This window comes from Nesterenkonia haasae (assembly GCF_010119385.1).
In the GTDB taxonomy this organism is placed as follows: Bacteria; Actinomycetota; Actinomycetes; order Actinomycetales; family Micrococcaceae; genus Nesterenkonia; species Nesterenkonia haasae.
On the sequence record NZ_VFIE01000030.1, the window covers coordinates 22,842 to 39,285 of the forward strand.

16 protein-coding genes and 1 pseudogene are annotated in these 16,444 nt (G+C 63.4%); 11 read left to right on the forward strand and 6 right to left on the reverse strand.

Annotated features, from left to right (window positions below; genetic code table 11):
• The first annotated feature begins 10 nt into the window (after positions 1-10).
• Positions 11-850 carry an SDR family oxidoreductase gene (locus FH975_RS15300; RefSeq protein ID WP_162322060.1) on the forward strand — a complete coding sequence of 280 codons (840 nt, stop codon included), beginning with the start codon at positions 11-13 and terminating at the stop codon, positions 848-850.
• On the opposite strand, the gene FH975_RS15305 is transcribed toward FH975_RS15300, so the two are convergent.
• The 4 genes from FH975_RS15305 to FH975_RS15320 all read right to left on the reverse strand — a co-directional run bounded on the left by FH975_RS15305 (position 822) and on the right by FH975_RS15320 (position 4,352).
• Complete coding sequence (locus FH975_RS15305) at positions 822-1,316, reverse strand: DUF3995 domain-containing protein (protein WP_162322061.1); 495 nt, start codon at positions 1,314-1,316, stop codon at positions 822-824. The two genes, FH975_RS15300 and FH975_RS15305, sit on opposite strands and share 29 nt — an antisense overlap.
• A complete protein-coding gene (locus FH975_RS15310; RefSeq protein WP_162322062.1) occupies positions 1,291-2,004 on the reverse strand; it encodes a flavodoxin family protein in 714 nt (237 codons plus the stop codon). Before FH975_RS15310 ends, FH975_RS15305 begins: the two co-directional genes overlap by 26 nt.
• A 106-nt stretch (positions 2,005-2,110) precedes the next feature.
• On the reverse strand, positions 2,111-3,325 hold the full coding sequence (gene thiO / locus FH975_RS15315; RefSeq protein ID WP_328821922.1) for a glycine oxidase ThiO: 1,215 nt from the start codon (positions 3,323-3,325) through the stop codon (positions 2,111-2,113).
• Positions 3,326-3,509: 184 nt separating this feature from the next.
• Positions 3,510-4,352: a PhzF family phenazine biosynthesis protein gene (locus FH975_RS15320; RefSeq protein WP_202923302.1), complete on the reverse strand. Its 843-nt coding sequence runs from the start codon at positions 4,350-4,352 to the stop codon at positions 3,510-3,512.
• Positions 4,353-4,436: 84 nt separating this feature from the next.
• Here FH975_RS15320 and FH975_RS15325 point away from each other — a divergent pair, with 84 nt between their 5' ends.
• On the forward strand, positions 4,437-5,429 hold the full coding sequence (locus FH975_RS15325) for a LysR family transcriptional regulator (protein WP_162322065.1): 993 nt from the start codon (positions 4,437-4,439) through the stop codon (positions 5,427-5,429).
• 97 nt (positions 5,430-5,526) lie between these two features.
• Here FH975_RS15325 and FH975_RS16700 read toward each other — a convergent pair.
• Positions 5,527-6,756 (reverse strand): annotated as a pseudogene (locus tag FH975_RS16700) (MFS transporter); the annotation flags it as partial.
• Positions 6,757-6,828: 72 nt separating this feature from the next.
• On the opposite strand from FH975_RS16700, the gene FH975_RS15335 reads away from it, so the two are divergent.
• The 5 genes from FH975_RS15335 to FH975_RS15355 all read left to right on the forward strand — a co-directional run bounded on the left by FH975_RS15335 (position 6,829) and on the right by FH975_RS15355 (position 12,253).
• Entirely contained in the window at positions 6,829-7,752 is a 924-nt protein-coding gene (locus FH975_RS15335; protein WP_162322067.1) for a LysR family transcriptional regulator, read from the forward strand.
• A 50-nt stretch (positions 7,753-7,802) separates the two neighbouring features.
• Entirely contained in the window at positions 7,803-8,774 is a 972-nt protein-coding gene (locus FH975_RS15340; protein WP_328821923.1) for an alpha/beta hydrolase, read from the forward strand.
• Positions 8,775-9,291: 517 nt separating this feature from the next.
• Complete coding sequence (locus FH975_RS16370; RefSeq protein WP_202923303.1) at positions 9,292-9,753, forward strand: hypothetical protein; 462 nt, start codon at positions 9,292-9,294, stop codon at positions 9,751-9,753.
• Between the two features lie 698 nt (positions 9,754-10,451).
• The gene (locus FH975_RS15350; protein ID WP_162322069.1) at positions 10,452-10,994 is read left to right on the forward strand and encodes a VOC family protein; all 543 of its coding nucleotides are present in this window, start codon (positions 10,452-10,454) and stop codon (positions 10,992-10,994) included.
• A 200-nt stretch (positions 10,995-11,194) separates the two neighbouring features.
• Positions 11,195-12,253: an AraC family transcriptional regulator gene (locus FH975_RS15355; RefSeq protein WP_202923304.1), complete on the forward strand. Its 1,059-nt coding sequence runs from the start codon at positions 11,195-11,197 to the stop codon at positions 12,251-12,253.
• A gap of 618 nt (positions 12,254-12,871) precedes the next feature.
• Here FH975_RS15355 and FH975_RS16375 read toward each other — a convergent pair.
• The gene (locus FH975_RS16375; protein WP_202923305.1) at positions 12,872-13,021 is read right to left on the reverse strand and encodes a hypothetical protein; all 150 of its coding nucleotides are present in this window, start codon (positions 13,019-13,021) and stop codon (positions 12,872-12,874) included.
• 211 nt (positions 13,022-13,232) lie between these two features.
• Between FH975_RS16375 and FH975_RS16830 the strand changes: the two genes are divergently transcribed.
• The 4 genes from FH975_RS16830 to FH975_RS15375 all read left to right on the forward strand — a co-directional run bounded on the left by FH975_RS16830 (position 13,233) and on the right by FH975_RS15375 (position 16,280).
• Positions 13,233-13,364 (forward strand): hypothetical protein, encoded by a 132-nt coding sequence (locus tag FH975_RS16830; RefSeq protein WP_268896758.1) that lies wholly within the window; start codon positions 13,233-13,235, stop codon positions 13,362-13,364.
• Positions 13,364-14,536, forward strand: a complete 1,173-nt coding sequence (locus tag FH975_RS15365) for an MFS transporter (RefSeq protein WP_162322070.1) — start codon at positions 13,364-13,366, stop codon at positions 14,534-14,536. The genes FH975_RS16830 and FH975_RS15365 overlap by 1 nt, the downstream gene beginning before the upstream one ends.
• 113 nt (positions 14,537-14,649) lie before the next feature.
• Entirely contained in the window at positions 14,650-15,393 is a 744-nt protein-coding gene (locus tag FH975_RS15370; RefSeq protein ID WP_235928784.1) for a DsbA family oxidoreductase, read from the forward strand.
• A 716-nt stretch (positions 15,394-16,109) separates the two neighbouring features.
• The gene (locus tag FH975_RS15375; RefSeq protein WP_162322072.1) at positions 16,110-16,280 is read left to right on the forward strand and encodes a hypothetical protein; all 171 of its coding nucleotides are present in this window, start codon (positions 16,110-16,112) and stop codon (positions 16,278-16,280) included.
• Positions 16,281-16,444: the final 164 nt, after the last annotated feature.

The following is a 16,444-nucleotide window of genomic DNA, read 5'->3' on the forward strand; positions in this document are numbered from 1 at the left end:
ATGTCCGATCGTGCGCTATCACCTCAAAGGCCGCCGGGTCCTCATCACCGGAGGAGCGAACGGCCTGGGACGGCTCCTGGCGCTGCAGACAGCCGCCCGGGGCGCCGAGGTAGTCATTTGGGACACCGACGAAGAAGCTGGCCGAGCCACCGCTGACGAGATCCTCTCCTCCGGCGGCGTCGCCTCCGCAGCGACCATAGATGTAGCAGATCGTGAAGCCGTCCACGCTGCTGCTGCCATCTGCGGAGAGATTGACGTGCTCATCAATAATGCCGGCATCATCAGTGGAAGGCGCCTGCTCGATGCCACGGAGGAAGAGATTTCGGAGACCCTCCACGTGAACACTCTGGCCCTGTTCTGGGTCACCCGGGCGTTCCTCGGCGGAATGAACAGCCGCGGCCACGGCGCTGTGGTCACGATAGCCAGCTCAGCGGGTCTGGTCGGCATCCCCCAGCTGACCGACTACGCCGCGAGTAAGTTCGCAGCCTTCGGCTTTGCCGAAGCGCTCCGCGGCGAACTCAGACAGGACCGCTCGGGGGTCACATCCCTGACAGTCTGTCCATCCCATTTGGACACTGCGCAGTTCGACGGCGTGCGGACTCGCTTTCCGCTGCTACTTCCTCGCCTGTCAGCCACTCGGGTTGCGGAAAAGGTCGTGCGTGGGATTGAGCGGCGCCGGTCCCAGCTCATCATGCCTCCTCTGGTGCGGACTATCCCCGTCGCCCGGGCGATGAACGTGCGGCACTTCGACGCGATGATGTCCTTCTTCGGAGCAGGAACCGCCATGGATTCCTTCAACAGTCGGGAACAACGCAGCCGCACTAGTCCCCAGCCAGACTCCCCCGACTAGCGGTTTGCCGCACCTGGCTTAGACCACAAGCCAGCACGAGGCCCCAGATCAGCAACATCGGGTACCAGATCAGTGCCTGGCCCATCCGCGCGGTGGGATCCTCGACCGTGGTGAACAGCAGCAGGGCAGTGTTCACCAGCGCTCCGCTCGCCCCATAGACCAGAAGTCCCGCCGACCCCGCCACTGCGGTCGACCACACCAGCCGGCCATACCGGAACGATCCCGGAAGCACCAGCGGCAGGACACTTACAGCGATCTTCACTGCAGAGATCAGCACCAGCGCCAGACCTGTCAACGTCGGAGAGTCACCCCGCAGGTCCACCAACCACATACCGACCGTCTCTAGAAGGAAGTCACCGCCGAATGCCCAGTACACGTTAGGTGCGGCGTTGAGCAGCCCGATCACCGCGGCGACCCATAACAGGACTGAGGAGGCTTGCTCAGGCCTGCGCCGTCGGCGGGACAAACCCGAACCTCTCACCCTTCTGCCACTGCTCCGGGACATTTCCATATGCCGGGATGCCACCACGGTCGCGCAGCAGCGCAGCCATATGCATGAGGTTGTACGTCATGAACGTCAGGTTCCGATTGGTGAAATCATTCTCCGGCCCGCCGCTGTTGGGATCTAGGTAGCTGGGGCCGGGTCCAACCTCACCGATCCAGCCTGCGTCTGCCTGTGGCGGGATGACACATCCGATGTGCTGGAGGCTGTAGAGCAGGTTCATGGTGCAGTGCTTGATGCCGTCCTCATTGCCGGTGATCAGCGCACCACCCACCTTGCCGTAGTACACATACTGTCCGGCATCATTGACATCACCTGAGTTGCTGTAGAGACGCTCAACGATCTTCTTGGTCTCGCTACTGTTGTCTCCGAGCCAAATCGGTCCGGCCAGAATGAGAATGTTCGCCGCTCTGACGCGGTCAAATATCTCCGGCCACTCATCTGTGTCCCAGCCGTGGTCTCTCATGTCCGGATACACGCCGGTGGCGACGTCGCAGTCGATGGTCCTGATCACCTCCACTTCAACCCCATTACGCTCCATCAGGCCCGCAGCGGCGCTGATCAGACCGTCGGTATGACTGAGCCCGGGAGCCCGGGTGAGGGTGCCGTTGAAGATCATGGCCTTCAGTCCAGAAAACTGTGCGGATGTCATGGGGTTCCTCCACCGAGTCTGATCAGACCTGCCGTGTTCCGGAAGGTTGTAGGAATGGTAGCGCGGCGGCGTCGAAATTGGCCTGCGGGCCTGGTGAATCGCAGAATCAGCGGCGCAGTGCGCAGGCCTGCACCAGCTGAGCATCCCGCGCTGTGAGCTGCTCTCCGTTGAGCAGTGCCGCGCCCAACCGCGCGGCCAGCGGTGCCAAGAGCACCCCGTGCCGGTGGAACCCTGTGCTGACCACCAGGGAGGTTCCTGCCTCGGGGACTCCCAGGTAGGGACGATCATCGGGAGTTCCGGGGCGTGCACGGGTGGTGATCTCCATCAGTTCCATCTCCCGCACCCCCGGCAGCACCGCGGCGGCGTCCTCCAGAAGTTCCGCCACACTGCCGGCATGCGTACCTGGCATGCCGTCCTCACGTGAGGAGGCTCCGACCACCACACCCCCCGGCTCCAGCGGGTCATCCGAGGCCCGTGGTACCAAGTACACCGAACGGCCGCCCACCCGGGCTCGAACGGTCGCAGAAATGAGGCGGTCCTCCCCCGGACCCAGCTGATCGCGGCCCACCCGCAGCCGAATAACATCACCGTAGACCGGCCGCAGGTTCAGCGGATGCCGTTGAGGGAGCCCCGCAATGTGCTCGTAACCCAACCCCGGAACCACCAGCGCCTGGGCAAAGTCGGCGGAGGCGGCGTCGTCGTACTCCACGCGCAGGCTGCCGTCACCGTTGCGCTCCACGCCTGCGGCCCGGCGGGCGACCCACGTAGCGGGTTGGCCGGCGCCGGGGAAGTCTGCTTCAGCGAGCTCTGCTTCCAGCGCCTGGGTGACGCAGCGGATGAGCTGACGCGGGTTGACCTGGTGATCACCGGGAACGTCCCAGGTCTTGGCCAGGCCCGGCCGCAGCGCGGGCTCCCGGCGGCGCAGCGCTGAACTGGTCAGCGGACTGACATCCATACCCTGTGCCTGCTGCACAGTCACAAGGTCGGCGACCGCGGCCCGATCCCCTGGGTCGGCCGCAACCAGGAGCGTCCCATTCTCTCGGTAGCCGGAGCTGGTGTTTGCCGCGCGCTCAAGTACTGACATGAATTCCGGGTACTCCGCACGAGATGCAGTCATGAGGTCCCAGAGCTGCTGTTGGCCGTACTGGACCTCACTGATCGGCGCGAGCATTCCGGCAGCAGCGTAGGACGCCTGCGCGCCCGGCTCCGGGTCGACAATGGTCACGGTGTGGCCGGTGAGCCTCAGCTGCCAGGCGGTCAGCAACCCGACGATACCGCCCCCGATGACTGCCGTGTTGAGTTCGCCAGATTGCGATGCCACAGAGTGCGCCATAGCCCCTCAGCTTACGTTCTCCGTCTGGGTACCCCACCGGATTACCCTGCCTTACCGACTGAACCACGCGCTCTAGCGCAGGGTACTGCCCAAAAGATGAGGTCATTCCAGGCCCGGGCGATGACTGGCGCTACGGGTGGCCGTGGAGGCCCTGCGGCGACGGAACCGAGGCCTAGCGCGAAATCTGGACTGCGGAGCCAGCGACGACGACCCGAGCAGCGTGCTCATCAACCCGCACCTCCAGCCGACTGGGCCGCCCCATGTCTTCACCCTGCAACACCGTAAGCTCCCGGACGCCCTGGATACGCCCAAGTGAGCGCAGATAACCACCGAATGCGGCGGCCGCGGCACCTGTGGCCGGATCCTCCACCACCCCACCCACTGGAAAGGGGTTCCGTGAGTGGAAGATCTGCCCGTTTTCTGGCCAGATCAGTTGCATCGTGGTCCACCCCTGGTCACTCATCACGGCTTTGAGCGTTTCAAAGTCATAGTCCAAATCCGCCAGGCGTTCGCGAGTCGCCGCGACCAGAATAAGATGCTTCTCCCCACCGAACGCCTCATGAGCGGGAAATTCGCCTGACAAGTCGCCGGCGGACCAGCCCAGAGCAGCCAGGGCCGCGCGAACCTGCTGCGCTTCCGCGGGTCGGCTCCAGGTCTCCACGCTGGTCAGCGCTGCACGGAGCACACCATGGACCTGCTCAGTCTTCACCTCTATGCGGCCAGCGCGGGTTTCAAACACCACATCACCCACCCCCTCGCGCTCAGCCAGCGCGACGGCGGTCGCGATGGTGGCGTGCCCACAGAACGCCACTTCCGCCAAAGGGCTGTAATACCGAAGGGAAAATTCCGCGGGGCCCGAACCTGGCTCGACGAAAGCCGTCTCGGAATACCCCACCTCTGCGGCGATGCGTTGCCTGTCCTCTACCGGAATGTCCAAAGCGTCAAGAACGACGCCGGCTGGATTTCCTCCGTCAGGCTCAGTAGTGAATGCGGAGTAGCGAAGTGTTTCGACCATGCTCATGAGTCTCCCTCCACATACCTATCGTTTCAAGTGATAGTTTTTGATGGCTGTCATCGAAGAAACCGATAGCCTGTAGAGATGGATACGGCACTTCTTGAGACCTTCCTCGCTGTTGCGCGGTGGCGCACGTTCACTGCTGCAGCTGAGGAACTCCATGTGGCTCAATCAACAGTGACGGCTCGGGTGCAGTTGCTGGAGCGTGAACTGGGCGTGCAGTTGTTCGAACGCACTCCGACGGGCACACATCTGACAGAAGCCTCAGCGAGAATCCGCGATCAGGCACAACACATTCTCGATCTGCAGCAGGCAATGGTCCGCAGCAGTCGGGGCAGGGGCACAGAGGCTCAAGGCGGCGTCGTCGTGGGTGCACCAGAGTCGATATGCGCGTATCGGCTGCCTGCCGTGGTGGCGGCGGTGCGCCGTTCCTATCCGCTGATCGACATCCATCTGGTGCCATCCGGTACCTCATCGGCGGCGCGCGGGGTCTCTGACCGGCGGCTTGACATTGGGTTAGTGCTGGATGCGGCCTCGGAGGAATCACGGCTGGAGAGCGTGGAGATCGGCCAGGAGCGCGTCGCGGTGTTCGCCCCCTTCGGCCATCCGCTTACTGGTGCCGATGGCTTGGAGTGGGCGGCACTGAGGAAGGAAACGTTCTACCTGTTGGAGGAGGGGTGCAGCTACTCAGACCGACTGTTGAAGGAACTCTCGGAGGCACTTCCGGCAGCGCCGAGAGTGACCAGATTCGGCAGCATTGAGGCGGCTCGAGCATGCGTCGAGGCCGGGCTGGGTCTGACTGTTCTGCCGACTGTGGCCTGCACCGCCAGCGAACGTGAACATCGCGTGGCCCGGGTCTCTGGGCTCCCTCGGCCCGAGGAGCCTCTCCGGATGATCACTGATCCGCGGCGAGCAATGCCCCTGGCGGTGCAGCGCGTAATGGAAACCATCACCGCGGTGGCGTCGTCGACCCAGGCGCCGACGGAAGACCTGGTTCCTGCTCATGACTGCGGGACCCCTGAGCCAGAACCACCAGCCCAGCGGCAAGCGCCAGGAGGCCGTAGAGGAAGGCGCTGAACCCCATGGCGGATTCCATAGCCTCGGCCTGGCTGTACCCGTAGATCGATTCGAGGTGCAGCGCGAACGTCCCCAGCGCGGCGATGCCAGCTCCGGCTCCGAGCGCGAAGGCGCTCTCTTGGATCGCGCCAGCATCAGCTGTCCGGATGGTAGGCGCAGAACTCATGAGCATATGAGAGGCGACTGCCATGACAGCTCCTGCACCGAGGCCCAGGAGCAATAGTCCGGAGGGGTTCTCTGTTGGCGGCAGGGCGATGAGGACCAGCGCGCCCATGGTGGCGACTATGAACCCGGCGACCATAGTGTGCGCGCCGGAGACCCAACGTCGCAGCGCAGGCGCAAGAACGCCGCCGAGGACGCTGGCAGCAGCCAGTGGGAGCAGCGCGAGGCCGGCATCTGTGGGCGACTGTCCGCCCACCACTTGCACCTGTTGACTGAGAAGGTAGAGAGTCCCATTGAACAGGCCTGTCGTAGCGGCGATGCTCAGGGCGCAGACCGCCAGCAGGGGGTTCCGGAAGAGCGCAATGTCCAGGTAGGGCCGGCTCAGTCTCCTCTGCCGCAGACAGAATCCGAGAAGAGCAACCAGTCCGACGCCGAGGAGCGCCACTGCGTTGACGCTTGAGTGCTCCTGGGCCACCGATTTCAGAGCCAGGATGAGCGCCATGATGGTGATTGTGGAAGCGACCATGCTGAGGGGATCGAGGCTCGGCGGATCCTGGTTCTTCGATTCTGGAAGCACCGCAAGCGCGGCGAGAAGTGCGAGTCCAAGCACGGGGACATTCATCCAAAAGACCCAGTTCCAGGTGAGGCTCTCCACGATGAACCCTCCGATCAGCGGGCCCAGGCCGATCCCGGCGCTGAAACTTGCCACCCACAGGCCATATGCAAAACCGCGGGACCTGGCCGTGGGAAATGACACGCGGATGATCGCGACTGTTCCCGCAATCAGCATTGCGGCACCGATGCCCTGTCCGATCCTTCCTGCTATCAAGAACTCCGCACCGGGAGCCGCACCAGCGATGACCGCACTCACTACCGCGAGGGCAAGCCCGGTGGAGTACCAGAGTTTCCTCCCCAACCGATCAGCGAGCACGGCACTGGGAATCATCGCCACACCGGTCGCAAGCGCGTAGATGTCGGCTGTCCACAGCGTCTGTAGTGGGCCCAGTCCGAGCTCTGAGCTCATCACCGGCAACGCGACCACGACCTTTGTCATGTCGCTTCCCCCCAGAGTGAGCACCACTGTGAAGATCAGCAGGATGGCGGTCAGCCGCTTCACTGTGAGCGGCGGATGGGGCTGGGGCGCTGTATGAGGTGAAGGTGCCATGCCCCCAGTTCACCGAGACTCAAAGCTGACGTCCAGGTTCACTTAGTCCAAGTAATCGTGCACTATAAGTGCATGATTGATTCGCGATTGCAGCTGCTGGTGGCTGTCTGTGAGTACGGCACCGTGACCGCGGCCGCAGAGGTACTGTTCCGCAGCCCTTCAGGCGTCTCCCGCCAGATCAAGCAGCTCGAGGCAGAGTTGGATCTTGACCTGTTGGAGCACGAGGGACGCCGGGTGAAGTTGACCCCTGCCGGTCAGCGGCTGGTAGAACATACCCGGGCGTTGAATGCGCAGTGGGAGTCTGCGCTCAGCGACACTGCTGCCGCAGCTACGCAGTTATGTGGGCCCATCAATATCGGGGGGTTCGCCACTGTTCTGACCTCGGTGGTCACTCCTGCGGTGGCTAGCCTGGGTACCGCTCACCCCCTCGTGAAACCCGTGGCTAAGGAGATCTACTCACAGGACATTTCCAAGGCGCTCGAAACGGGGGTGATTGATGTGGGACTGTTCGTGGCCGATGAATCCACCAGCCGGATGCCCAGTTACCTAGAGGTGGTCGACTTTATGGAGGATCCCATCGATCTGCTGGTGCCGGCGGATCACCCCTTCGCTGATTATGCTGAGATCCAGCTGGAACAAGCACGTCACGAGGAGTGGATCACTGGACTGCCGCACCAGGATTCGTATAAGGAGCTCTACGCAGCCACCCGTTCCGCTGGATACGCACCCCGGAGCAGTCACTACGCACAGGACCTCGCCGCCACCTCCGCCCTTGTGGCGGCGGGACTGGGCATATCGGCCGTGCCGCGCATCGCGCAGAACATCACTCATCCGCAGGTGCGCAGAATCCCACTGGCCGGACAGCACCGGCCGCATCGGCGGATCATGCTCACCCTGCGCTCCGGTTCCCGGAACAACCCGCGGATCGATGCGGCGATCGCCGCCTTGGAGGCCTCCCGGGCGAAAGTGGGCGCTTCTGGCTCGAGCCAAAGTTGATGGACATCACATAGAGTGAGCAGACCTGTCATGTCATGAGGAGGACATCCGTGAGTGCCTATCCCACACCACCATGGGACCCGGAACTGGTTGAGGCGGCCAACGCCCGTGCCGCTATGCCTCCGATCTCGCTGGAGACTCTCGAGGAGAAACGCCGCACCATGGTGGACGGCGCGCCCGACGAGCCGGTACCTGACCTCACTGCCGGCGGAAGGGTCTTGGTGGAGGACCGTACAGTCCCCGGGCCCTATGGCGATCCGGACATCACCGTGCTGATCCTCCGGCCAGCCGCCGCGCCCACCACCCGCGCCGGGATCTACTACGTCCACGGTGGTGGCATGATGATGGGGACTCGCCGCAACGGGGTCGATGCCATGGTTGGCTTTGCGGCCGAAGGTCTCGCGACCGTCATATCAGTGGAGTATCGGCTTGCGCCGGAGAACCCGCACCCCGCACCCGTTCAGGATTGTTACGCCGGGTTGGTGTGGGTCGCGCAGAATGCTGCGGAGCTCGGCATTGACGCAGATCGTCTGATGATCGTCGGGGCCAGCGCGGGCGGCGGCCTTGCAGCCGGCACTGCTCTCATGGCCCGGGACCTCAGTTATCCGGCGCTGTCCCACCAGGTGCTCATGGCCCCTATGCTCGATGACCGATTGGAGACACCAAGCAGTCAGATGTTGGACGGCGAAGGATTTTGGGACCGGCATGAAAACCTCGTCGGGTGGACCGCCCTGTTGGGCTCCCACTGCGGCGGACCGGACGTCTCTCCCTATGCAGCCCCAGCACGGGCGGAGGACTTGTCGGGTCTGCCGCGCACCTACCTTGACTGCGGGTCTTCTGAGACGTTCCGGGACGAGATTCTCACCTACGCTCAGCGGCTCTCAGGGGCAGGAATCAGCGTTGATCTGCACATGTGGGGCGGTGGCTTCCATGGTTTCGACTCGATTGCACCGGAGGCGCTGGTTTCCCGGACTGCGACGGCCGTGCGTGAGGCATTCATCCGCAGAGCGTTGAAAGAGTAGGCGCCAGCGACCGCGCGAGAGAGCGGCTGACGGTGCCTGGTCGAGTCCGCGCTGCGTCGAGCCTGCCTGTTCAAGCGACGCAAGGATTTACCCAGAGGGGACCACCAGCCACCGTTCGGCTGGGGGAAACCACATGAACAAGAATATTTTTGTCCTTGGTCTTGACGCCCTCAACCACAAGGCTCTGCAGCAGGTCCCGGGAGCCCGGCAGAGAAGTCGTCATTGATCGAACCGTGCTGGCCCCGTCCGCGCATCGAGCATGTCCGGCATTCCCTGGGCCGGCACAGCATCCGGCCGCCCGATGACCCTAAACCCAGTCCTGAGGTGAGCATCCAGTTTCCGCTCTCAGGGGGCAGTTCGGTGGCAAATGGTGCTCCTACAACGCGCCACCAGACCTTTCGTACGATCAGCGCGAGGAGGACGGCGGGGCGATGATCTTCGACACCGAACCGTTGACCGAAAGGCTCGAGCTGTTAGGCGCTCCCTCGTCGAGCTGAGGTTATCAGTGGATCAGCCCGTGGCCCCAGTTCCTGTGCGGCTTTCCGATGTCGCGCCCGAGGATAAATCTTTCATTCCACGTTCCGGAGAGCCCGAAGGAGCACCGCCGCTGCACACCGATCAGATCCACCCCGGAGAGCAGGACTGGACGGTCTCACCGAACCTAGTTGAGCTTTCGGGCACTTTGGAAGTGGTCAAAGATCCCGGCGTAGTACGTTTCGAGGACATCGACCTCGATGTGACTCGCCGAGCACATGAGCGGTACAGCTTTACAGACAGGGACTTCAACTCCGTGCGCGGCGAGACTCACTGGATCATGGACTTCGCACGTCGCGATTGGCAAGTGGAGATCCGGACCAAGACGGTCCTGAGCTCCACACCGAAGGAGTACCACGTCTACGCCGAGCTGGACGCTTACGAGGGCCAGCGACGCGGCGCCTCCAAGACCTGGGACTCAAGAATCCCCCGCGACCACACCTGACGTGTCGACGAGAGCATAAGTTGCTGCGAATACCGGCCCTCTTGGACGTCGAAGCTAGTCATTGGAGCCTTCCCGCCGGCGGAGGTGATGATCTGCTGGGCCCGTGTGCGTGGTTTGATGTTGCGGCGATTGGGCGTTCTCTTCAGGATGTCGATCGATTCCTCTTGGTTGCGCCGGTTTGCCCCATCATGATGCCCGCAGCCAGGTCAGTTGTGGTGGGTGATTCCATCGCGATTCGGCGGTCCTGGGCGGAAACTGCATCGTGATTTTGAAAGCCCGGGTTCGACGGTGTAAAAAATCATGGCAGCGCGGGCGACGACAATGTTCCTCCAAGTCCGCTTGAGGACCATACCGCACCGCACTCGACGTTCTACGGAGAGGTGTTTCACAGCCAGCTGCATGATCGAGTTGAGCACTCGGAAGATATCTTTTTCTTCGATAAGGATCTAGTGGAGTTCGCTGGAAAGATCAAGGGGATTGTCAGAGGCAACCATGCAACTATGGCTGGCTCCGGCCTGTTGGTGTCCGCCTCAAAGTCGGTGGCAGGTTCCAGCTCACGGTACGCGCCTAGGAAACCACCTTTCGGCGAGCAGAACAGGCACACATCTGAGCCGGGCGGCACCGATTTCACGGTCCGTTTATCGCATCAGTTCATAGGCTTGAGAAGTCAGATAATTCCACGAGATCGGAGTCCCCACATGACTGAATCACCCATCCGCCCCCTGCTGCATCAGGTCCACCACTTCGGCTATGTCGTCGACGACCTAAAGGTCGCTGTCGATCACGCCGTACGAACGACCGGAGCAGGCCCGTTTTTCTTCGCCGAACACGTCCAACTCGGCGAAGTGACAAGTGGGGGGAAACCCGCCCTCTTCGACCATTCCAGCGCCATCGGTCAGCTCGGTGACGTGCGCATCGAGTTCATGATCATCCACGACTCTGCACCGAGTGCTGTTCGAGAAGCTCTGGCTGTACCCGGCACGCCCCGGCTGCACCACGTCGCGTGGGCCGTCGAAGACTGGGATGATGTGGTCGCCACGCTCGAAGCCGAAGGCGCGCCCTCATACATGCAGGCCAGATTCGGCACGATGCACACCTCTTACCACGACGCCTCGGACCTCTTTGGTCACCACATCGAGGTCCACCATCGGACGCCGGACTTCGAGGCCTTCTTCCAGATGGTGGAGGACGCGAGCATCAACTGGGACGGCAGCGACGCGTTCCGCGCGCTGTCGCTGTAGAGGACGCCCTGACTCCTGACGAGGATCGTAGCGCCGCGACACTGAGCAATGCGGACCCCCGGGGTCCGTCTTGTGAAACCGGGAGAGATGAGCCAGGGAATGCACAAGACCGGATGGGAGTTGCCGTTGTGAGCGGGCCATTACTGGCCCCTCACTGACATGTCTCATGACGTCCAGGTCCGCAGAGGAGCACCAGGCAATTGATCCCTGAGAATTCGGCCCCGCCCGTGGCGGGCTCGATCAGTGCACTCAACGAAGCCATCCGAGTCGCTGGCGCGCGGAGGACGCTCGGCGTGAGGGTCGAGGCGGGTGGGACCTGGGGGGTGCGCACGCCCGGCTACCCCGGGGCCACCCTCCATGCGGTGCTCGCCGGAGAGGTGTGGCTCGACCTGCCTGGGGTGGGCGCCCAGCTCCTGCGCGCCGGGGACGTGATGTGGCTACCGCCGGATCTGCCTCACGGGCTCGCGGGTCGGCCCGATGCGAAGCACCGTGCGTGCAACCACACGGCTGCCCGACACTCCGTCGGCAGCGGAATTGCAATGCGCCTGGGATACGCGCCACCCACAACGAGACTACTGACTCTGCACTACTCTCACGACCCCGAGGTGAGCTCCTCGGCAATCCTCGCGCTCTCCGCCCCGATGCGTCTGGACGCCCAGGACTATCCGGCACTTTCCGCAATCAACCAGCTGCTGGACCATGAGCTGGCCCAGCAGCAGACAGGAACAACGGCAGCCGCCAACAGCCTCGTAGACCTCCTGCTGGTTCACCTCATGCGGGCGTTGCTCGCCACGGGCGGCCCCGGCGACCCAGAATCCTGGGACGGACGCCTCGACCCGATCTCACGGGACGCCGTGGATCTGATTCACCGTGCCCCGCACAAGGATTGGACGATCGACTCACTCGCGGCAGCCACAGGTGTCTCCCGGGCCAGCCTGAACCGGCACTTCACAGCAGCCCTCGGCCAGGCGCCGGGCGCCTACCTGACCACTTGGCGCATGGACCTTGCGGCGCTCCGCCTGCGCGACACCGACGAGCCGGTCCTGAACATCGCGCACTCCGTCGGGTACATCTCGCCCAATGCGTTCAGTCGAGCCTTTCGCCGTCACCGCGGTCAGACCCCAAGCCAGTACCGCCATGATTCCCGCCACCGTGCCTCCACCGTGCGTGACGGAGCGGAACGCGTCGGTCACGAAGACCTCGGGGATTGGAGACAATCGGAAGCACCGGCTGGGGACCTCGCGGCCATAGGGATCTGAAGAGTGTGGCCTTCATCCCGATAGGCGCCTCCCTGAACAATGCGCTGGCAGCCAAGGCGAGAACGCCGAGAAGTGCCCGCAGAAGTAGCTGGAAGAAGAGCGCAACGCTCCTCAGCGGGCAGGATCGCCGCTCAGGATTGAAGGTTTCTGTCCAAAAGAGGGTCCCGGTCGTAGCAGCCTCGCCTGGGCAAGATACAGGGAGCGCCCCGCGATTTCACTGATGGTCCAGGTATCCGGCGCGGTGAAAATGCGGACGCTGCAGGAAGATCCGCTGATGCGAGTAAGGCTAGATTCTCCGCATCGCTGGATCCTGCATGGGCGTGGTAGACGACGAGCATGAGCTCCTCAGCGCCGTTGATACTCAGCCGTTAGCGGTTGAGGGTGAGACCGCCGACCTGGGGTGGGCGATCCAGATCGATGCGCCGCGTTGAGCGGCGACTTCATGACGGGCCCCAGCGCTGGTGGAAGCGGGTACGGGCGAGGGTGAGTGGTCCGACGAGATCGATGTAGCCCGGATCGTCGATGTCGTGACCCACTGTCTGTCGCAGACTTGAGACGAGGCAATCCGTGGCAGCGCCTCGGTGAAGGCCGTGCCGCGCCGGGCGGTCCGGTCTCCCTTCACAGTCGACATCTGCGAGCGCGCGGAGGCTTCGCGGCGAGCGTCCGCAAATATGCGACGTGTTCGTCGTCGAGCCGGAGCACGCGAGCGATGGCCTGCTCGCGCCGAGCCCGCAGATAGGAGCCCAGAGCGTTCGTCGTCTCTTTCATGAGTCCAGGGCGGCCCCCGGGCCGGTGAGCCAGAGGGGCCCTGTCACACCCTGGGCTAGGGAGGGGTCTGGTTGCGATCTGCCGTGGCTCATATCGTTTCCCACGACCCGCCCAAGCCGACTATTTCGATATGACAACTATGACCGACACACCCACAGTTGGGAGGTCCGGGTCGGCCGCCCTTCACATCCTCGAACAAAGGAGAACAGAAATGAGACACAACGCCCTTGGGAGTACCAGCTCCCTGGTCCATTCCACCATCCCGCCCGCCTTCGCCACAGACATCACAGCCGGGCCCGCTGGCCGACGAGCCCTTCCGAATCCCTCGGAGGAGTTGATCTGATGACCACTTCGACCCAAACGGCGCCGCAGACAACGGCGAACTGGGCTGGCGTTATCTCCCTCGGCCTAGGAATCTTCTCCATCGTCATGGCGGAGTTTCTCCCCGCGAGCCTGCTTCCGCGGATCGCCGACACTCTGGGAGTCACCTCCGGGGCTGCGGGTCAGAGCGTCTCGGTGACCGCCGCGACCGCTGCAGTGACGGCGCTGTTCATCTCGGTCATCCTGCCTCGTGCCGACCGGCGCCGGGTGATGATCAACCTCATGATCCTTGCAATCGTCTCCAATCTCATCGTCGCGATCGCCCCTAACCTGTTCGTACTGCTGGCCGCGCGGGTTCTGCTCGGCATCGCGCTCGGGGGATTCTGGGCGCTGGCAATCGCGGTGGCCGCAAGCCTGGTGCCCGCGAATCGCCTCGGCCGAGCGCTCATGGTGGTCAACGCCGGAGTCGCGGTCGCCACCATTGCTGCTGTGCCGCTCGGGGCGTGGCTGGGTGAAGTGTGGGGCTGGCGTGCAGTCTTCGTGCTCGGCGCCGCCGCTGGGGTTGCCGCCCTAGTGCTGCAGATCGTCTCGTTACCAAGGATGATGCCCGGTCAGACTAGCGGACTTCGCGCCCTCGGCGCCGCACTTCGCTCGGGAATCGTGCTACTCGGTCTCCTCGCGACCCTGCTGATCGCCGGCGGCCACTTCGCCGGGTTCACCTACATACGCCCGGTCGCTGAGAGTCTCTCCGACATCGATGCCGGTGGCGTCGCACTGATGCTGCTCATGTTCGGCAGTGCCAACATCCTCGGCACCGCGTTGGCGGGCCCCCTCGCCGACCGCGCGCTGCGACTGGGCCTGCTGATGTTCCCGACAGTGATGGGAGCGGGAATGCTGGTCATGCTCGCAACCGGGGGGTCAACCGTCGGGCTGTTCATCGCGGTCGCACTGTGGGGCTTCGGGTTCGGCGGAGTGCCGACATCCTTGCAGACCTGGGGCGCCAGGACCGAGCCAACGCGACTAGAACAGATCGGGGGACTTCTTGTGGTGATGTTCAACGTCGCGATCGCGATCGGCGCCGCAGTCGGCGGTGTTCTCGTCGACGGTGTCTCGGTTAGCGCGCTGCTTCTCGCCGGAGGCATGGCGACGATCGCTGGCGGCGTGCTGGTCGCGAACCTGCGCCGCCGCCCCTGACAGGAAGGGCAACGGGGATCCTGTTCCACGCGAGTATCCAAAACCTGTAGCGCACACGGAATCCGAAGTACATCAATCGAAACACGAACTGAAAGGTCACGTCTGTGATGAGCATGACGAACCAAACTGATACTGATACTGGTACGAGCTCGAGCCGTGAGGAGGTGAAGCATCTGCACGATGCCGGAAATCACATCAAGGTCGACATCTGGGCGGATATAGCGTGCCCGTGGTGCTACTTGGGAAAGCGGCGCCTGGACCACGCAGTTGCGACTTTCATCAGGAATGGGTCCGATGATGACCGGGCAGTGGAGATCGAGTTCCACAGCTTCGAACTCGCACCCGACCTCCCCGTCGGAAAGACCCAGTCGATGATGGAGTTCCAGGTGAACCGCCAGGGCCTGCCCGCCGAGGAGGCGAGAGATGCGCTGGACCGTATGACACGGCTCGGACGCCGCTCCGGCATCGAGTACAACTTCGATGCCATGCACGTGACGAACACGGCGCTTGCGCACCAGCTGGTCCATTACGCGAAGGCCGCCGGCAGGCAGCTCGCTGCGGAGGAGGCGCTGTTCACCGCGTACTTCACGGACGGACGGAACCTCGGCGACGTCGAGGTGCTCGCCGACATCGCCGATGAGATCGGACTCGACCGAGCAGACGCGGCCCGCTCCCTCGCCGAGAACGAGCACCTCGCCGGATTCCGCGCCGACAACGATCTCGCCCGCTCGCTAGGTGTCAACAGCGTTCCGTTCCTCATCGTGGACGGTACGCACGCCCTGATTGGCGTCAAGAGTCCAGCCACCATCGAGAACGTATTAGAACAGGCCTGGTCCGAGCGAGTGAGAACTCGCTGAATGCCATTCAGGGGTCTTTGCGCAGAGCGGCTGACGGTGTCTGGTGTGAGGACATCGTTCCGGGGTGTGCCAGGACATGGTTCCTGGTATGGCCGGTTCCAAGAACCGTTCTATCGTCCTGGCCGTCATTGAAGCGAAGCTTCTGTTACCCGAGGCCGCCCAGCGGTTCGGAGTCTCATCTCACCTCGATGGGTACGTGTACCGCTGCTGGCCCGGTACCGCGAAGGGGGCCTAGAAACAGTCGATAACCGCTCCCGCCGCCCGCGCTGGACTGGGAACGCCGACCACGTGGACTATCGAAATTACCTTCCGTATCCCGAGGGAGATCTTGACGAGGTCGAGTACGCCAGCGGCGTCGCGGTCCAGATCAAGCGTCACGTCGGCTGCATCACGGCACGCTAGCGATCAGGGGACGGAGCAACCGACTTCGAGATCACGTTCGAGGCCGTCTCCCCGCCGCTCTATCGACCGGGAGGCGGACACTTCGCCCAAGTCATGGCAACGACGGGCCGGCTGAAACTCCGCGGCCGGAAACACCGCGTCGATGGCTTCTTCACACCGAATCGGTCCTTCGGTTCACCACGCTCAGAGGGCAAGACCTTCACCCCGGTCACCTGGAGGACACCGGTGTTCTGGGACGGTGAAACTGAGCTCAAGCTCACTCGCGTGGACAAGCAACCCTGCTGGCCCCCTACGGAGACCTCGACGAGGTTATCGTGCGGCTCGAGGACGAAACCGGCGAGCAGCATCAACTGCGTGGCACGGCGGTGTCCAGCCTACCGATGCCGTACTGGCCGAACTTGATCGGTCACCTCAGCCTGATGCATTGGGGCGATGCCACCGGAGGGACAGGCTATGGCGACTACCAATTGATGCTGTCGCGCTGAGCCAACAGCAGGATCCCAGGCCTGGGCACCCCCGGTTGCCAGTGCACCAGGATGCTGAAGTACCCCACCGTGGCGCTACTTGACACCCACGGTGCCAGATGAGCACCAGGAGGGCGCCACCTTCGGTTTGACCAGTGGCGGTGGCGCCCCGCGTCGCGGTGCCG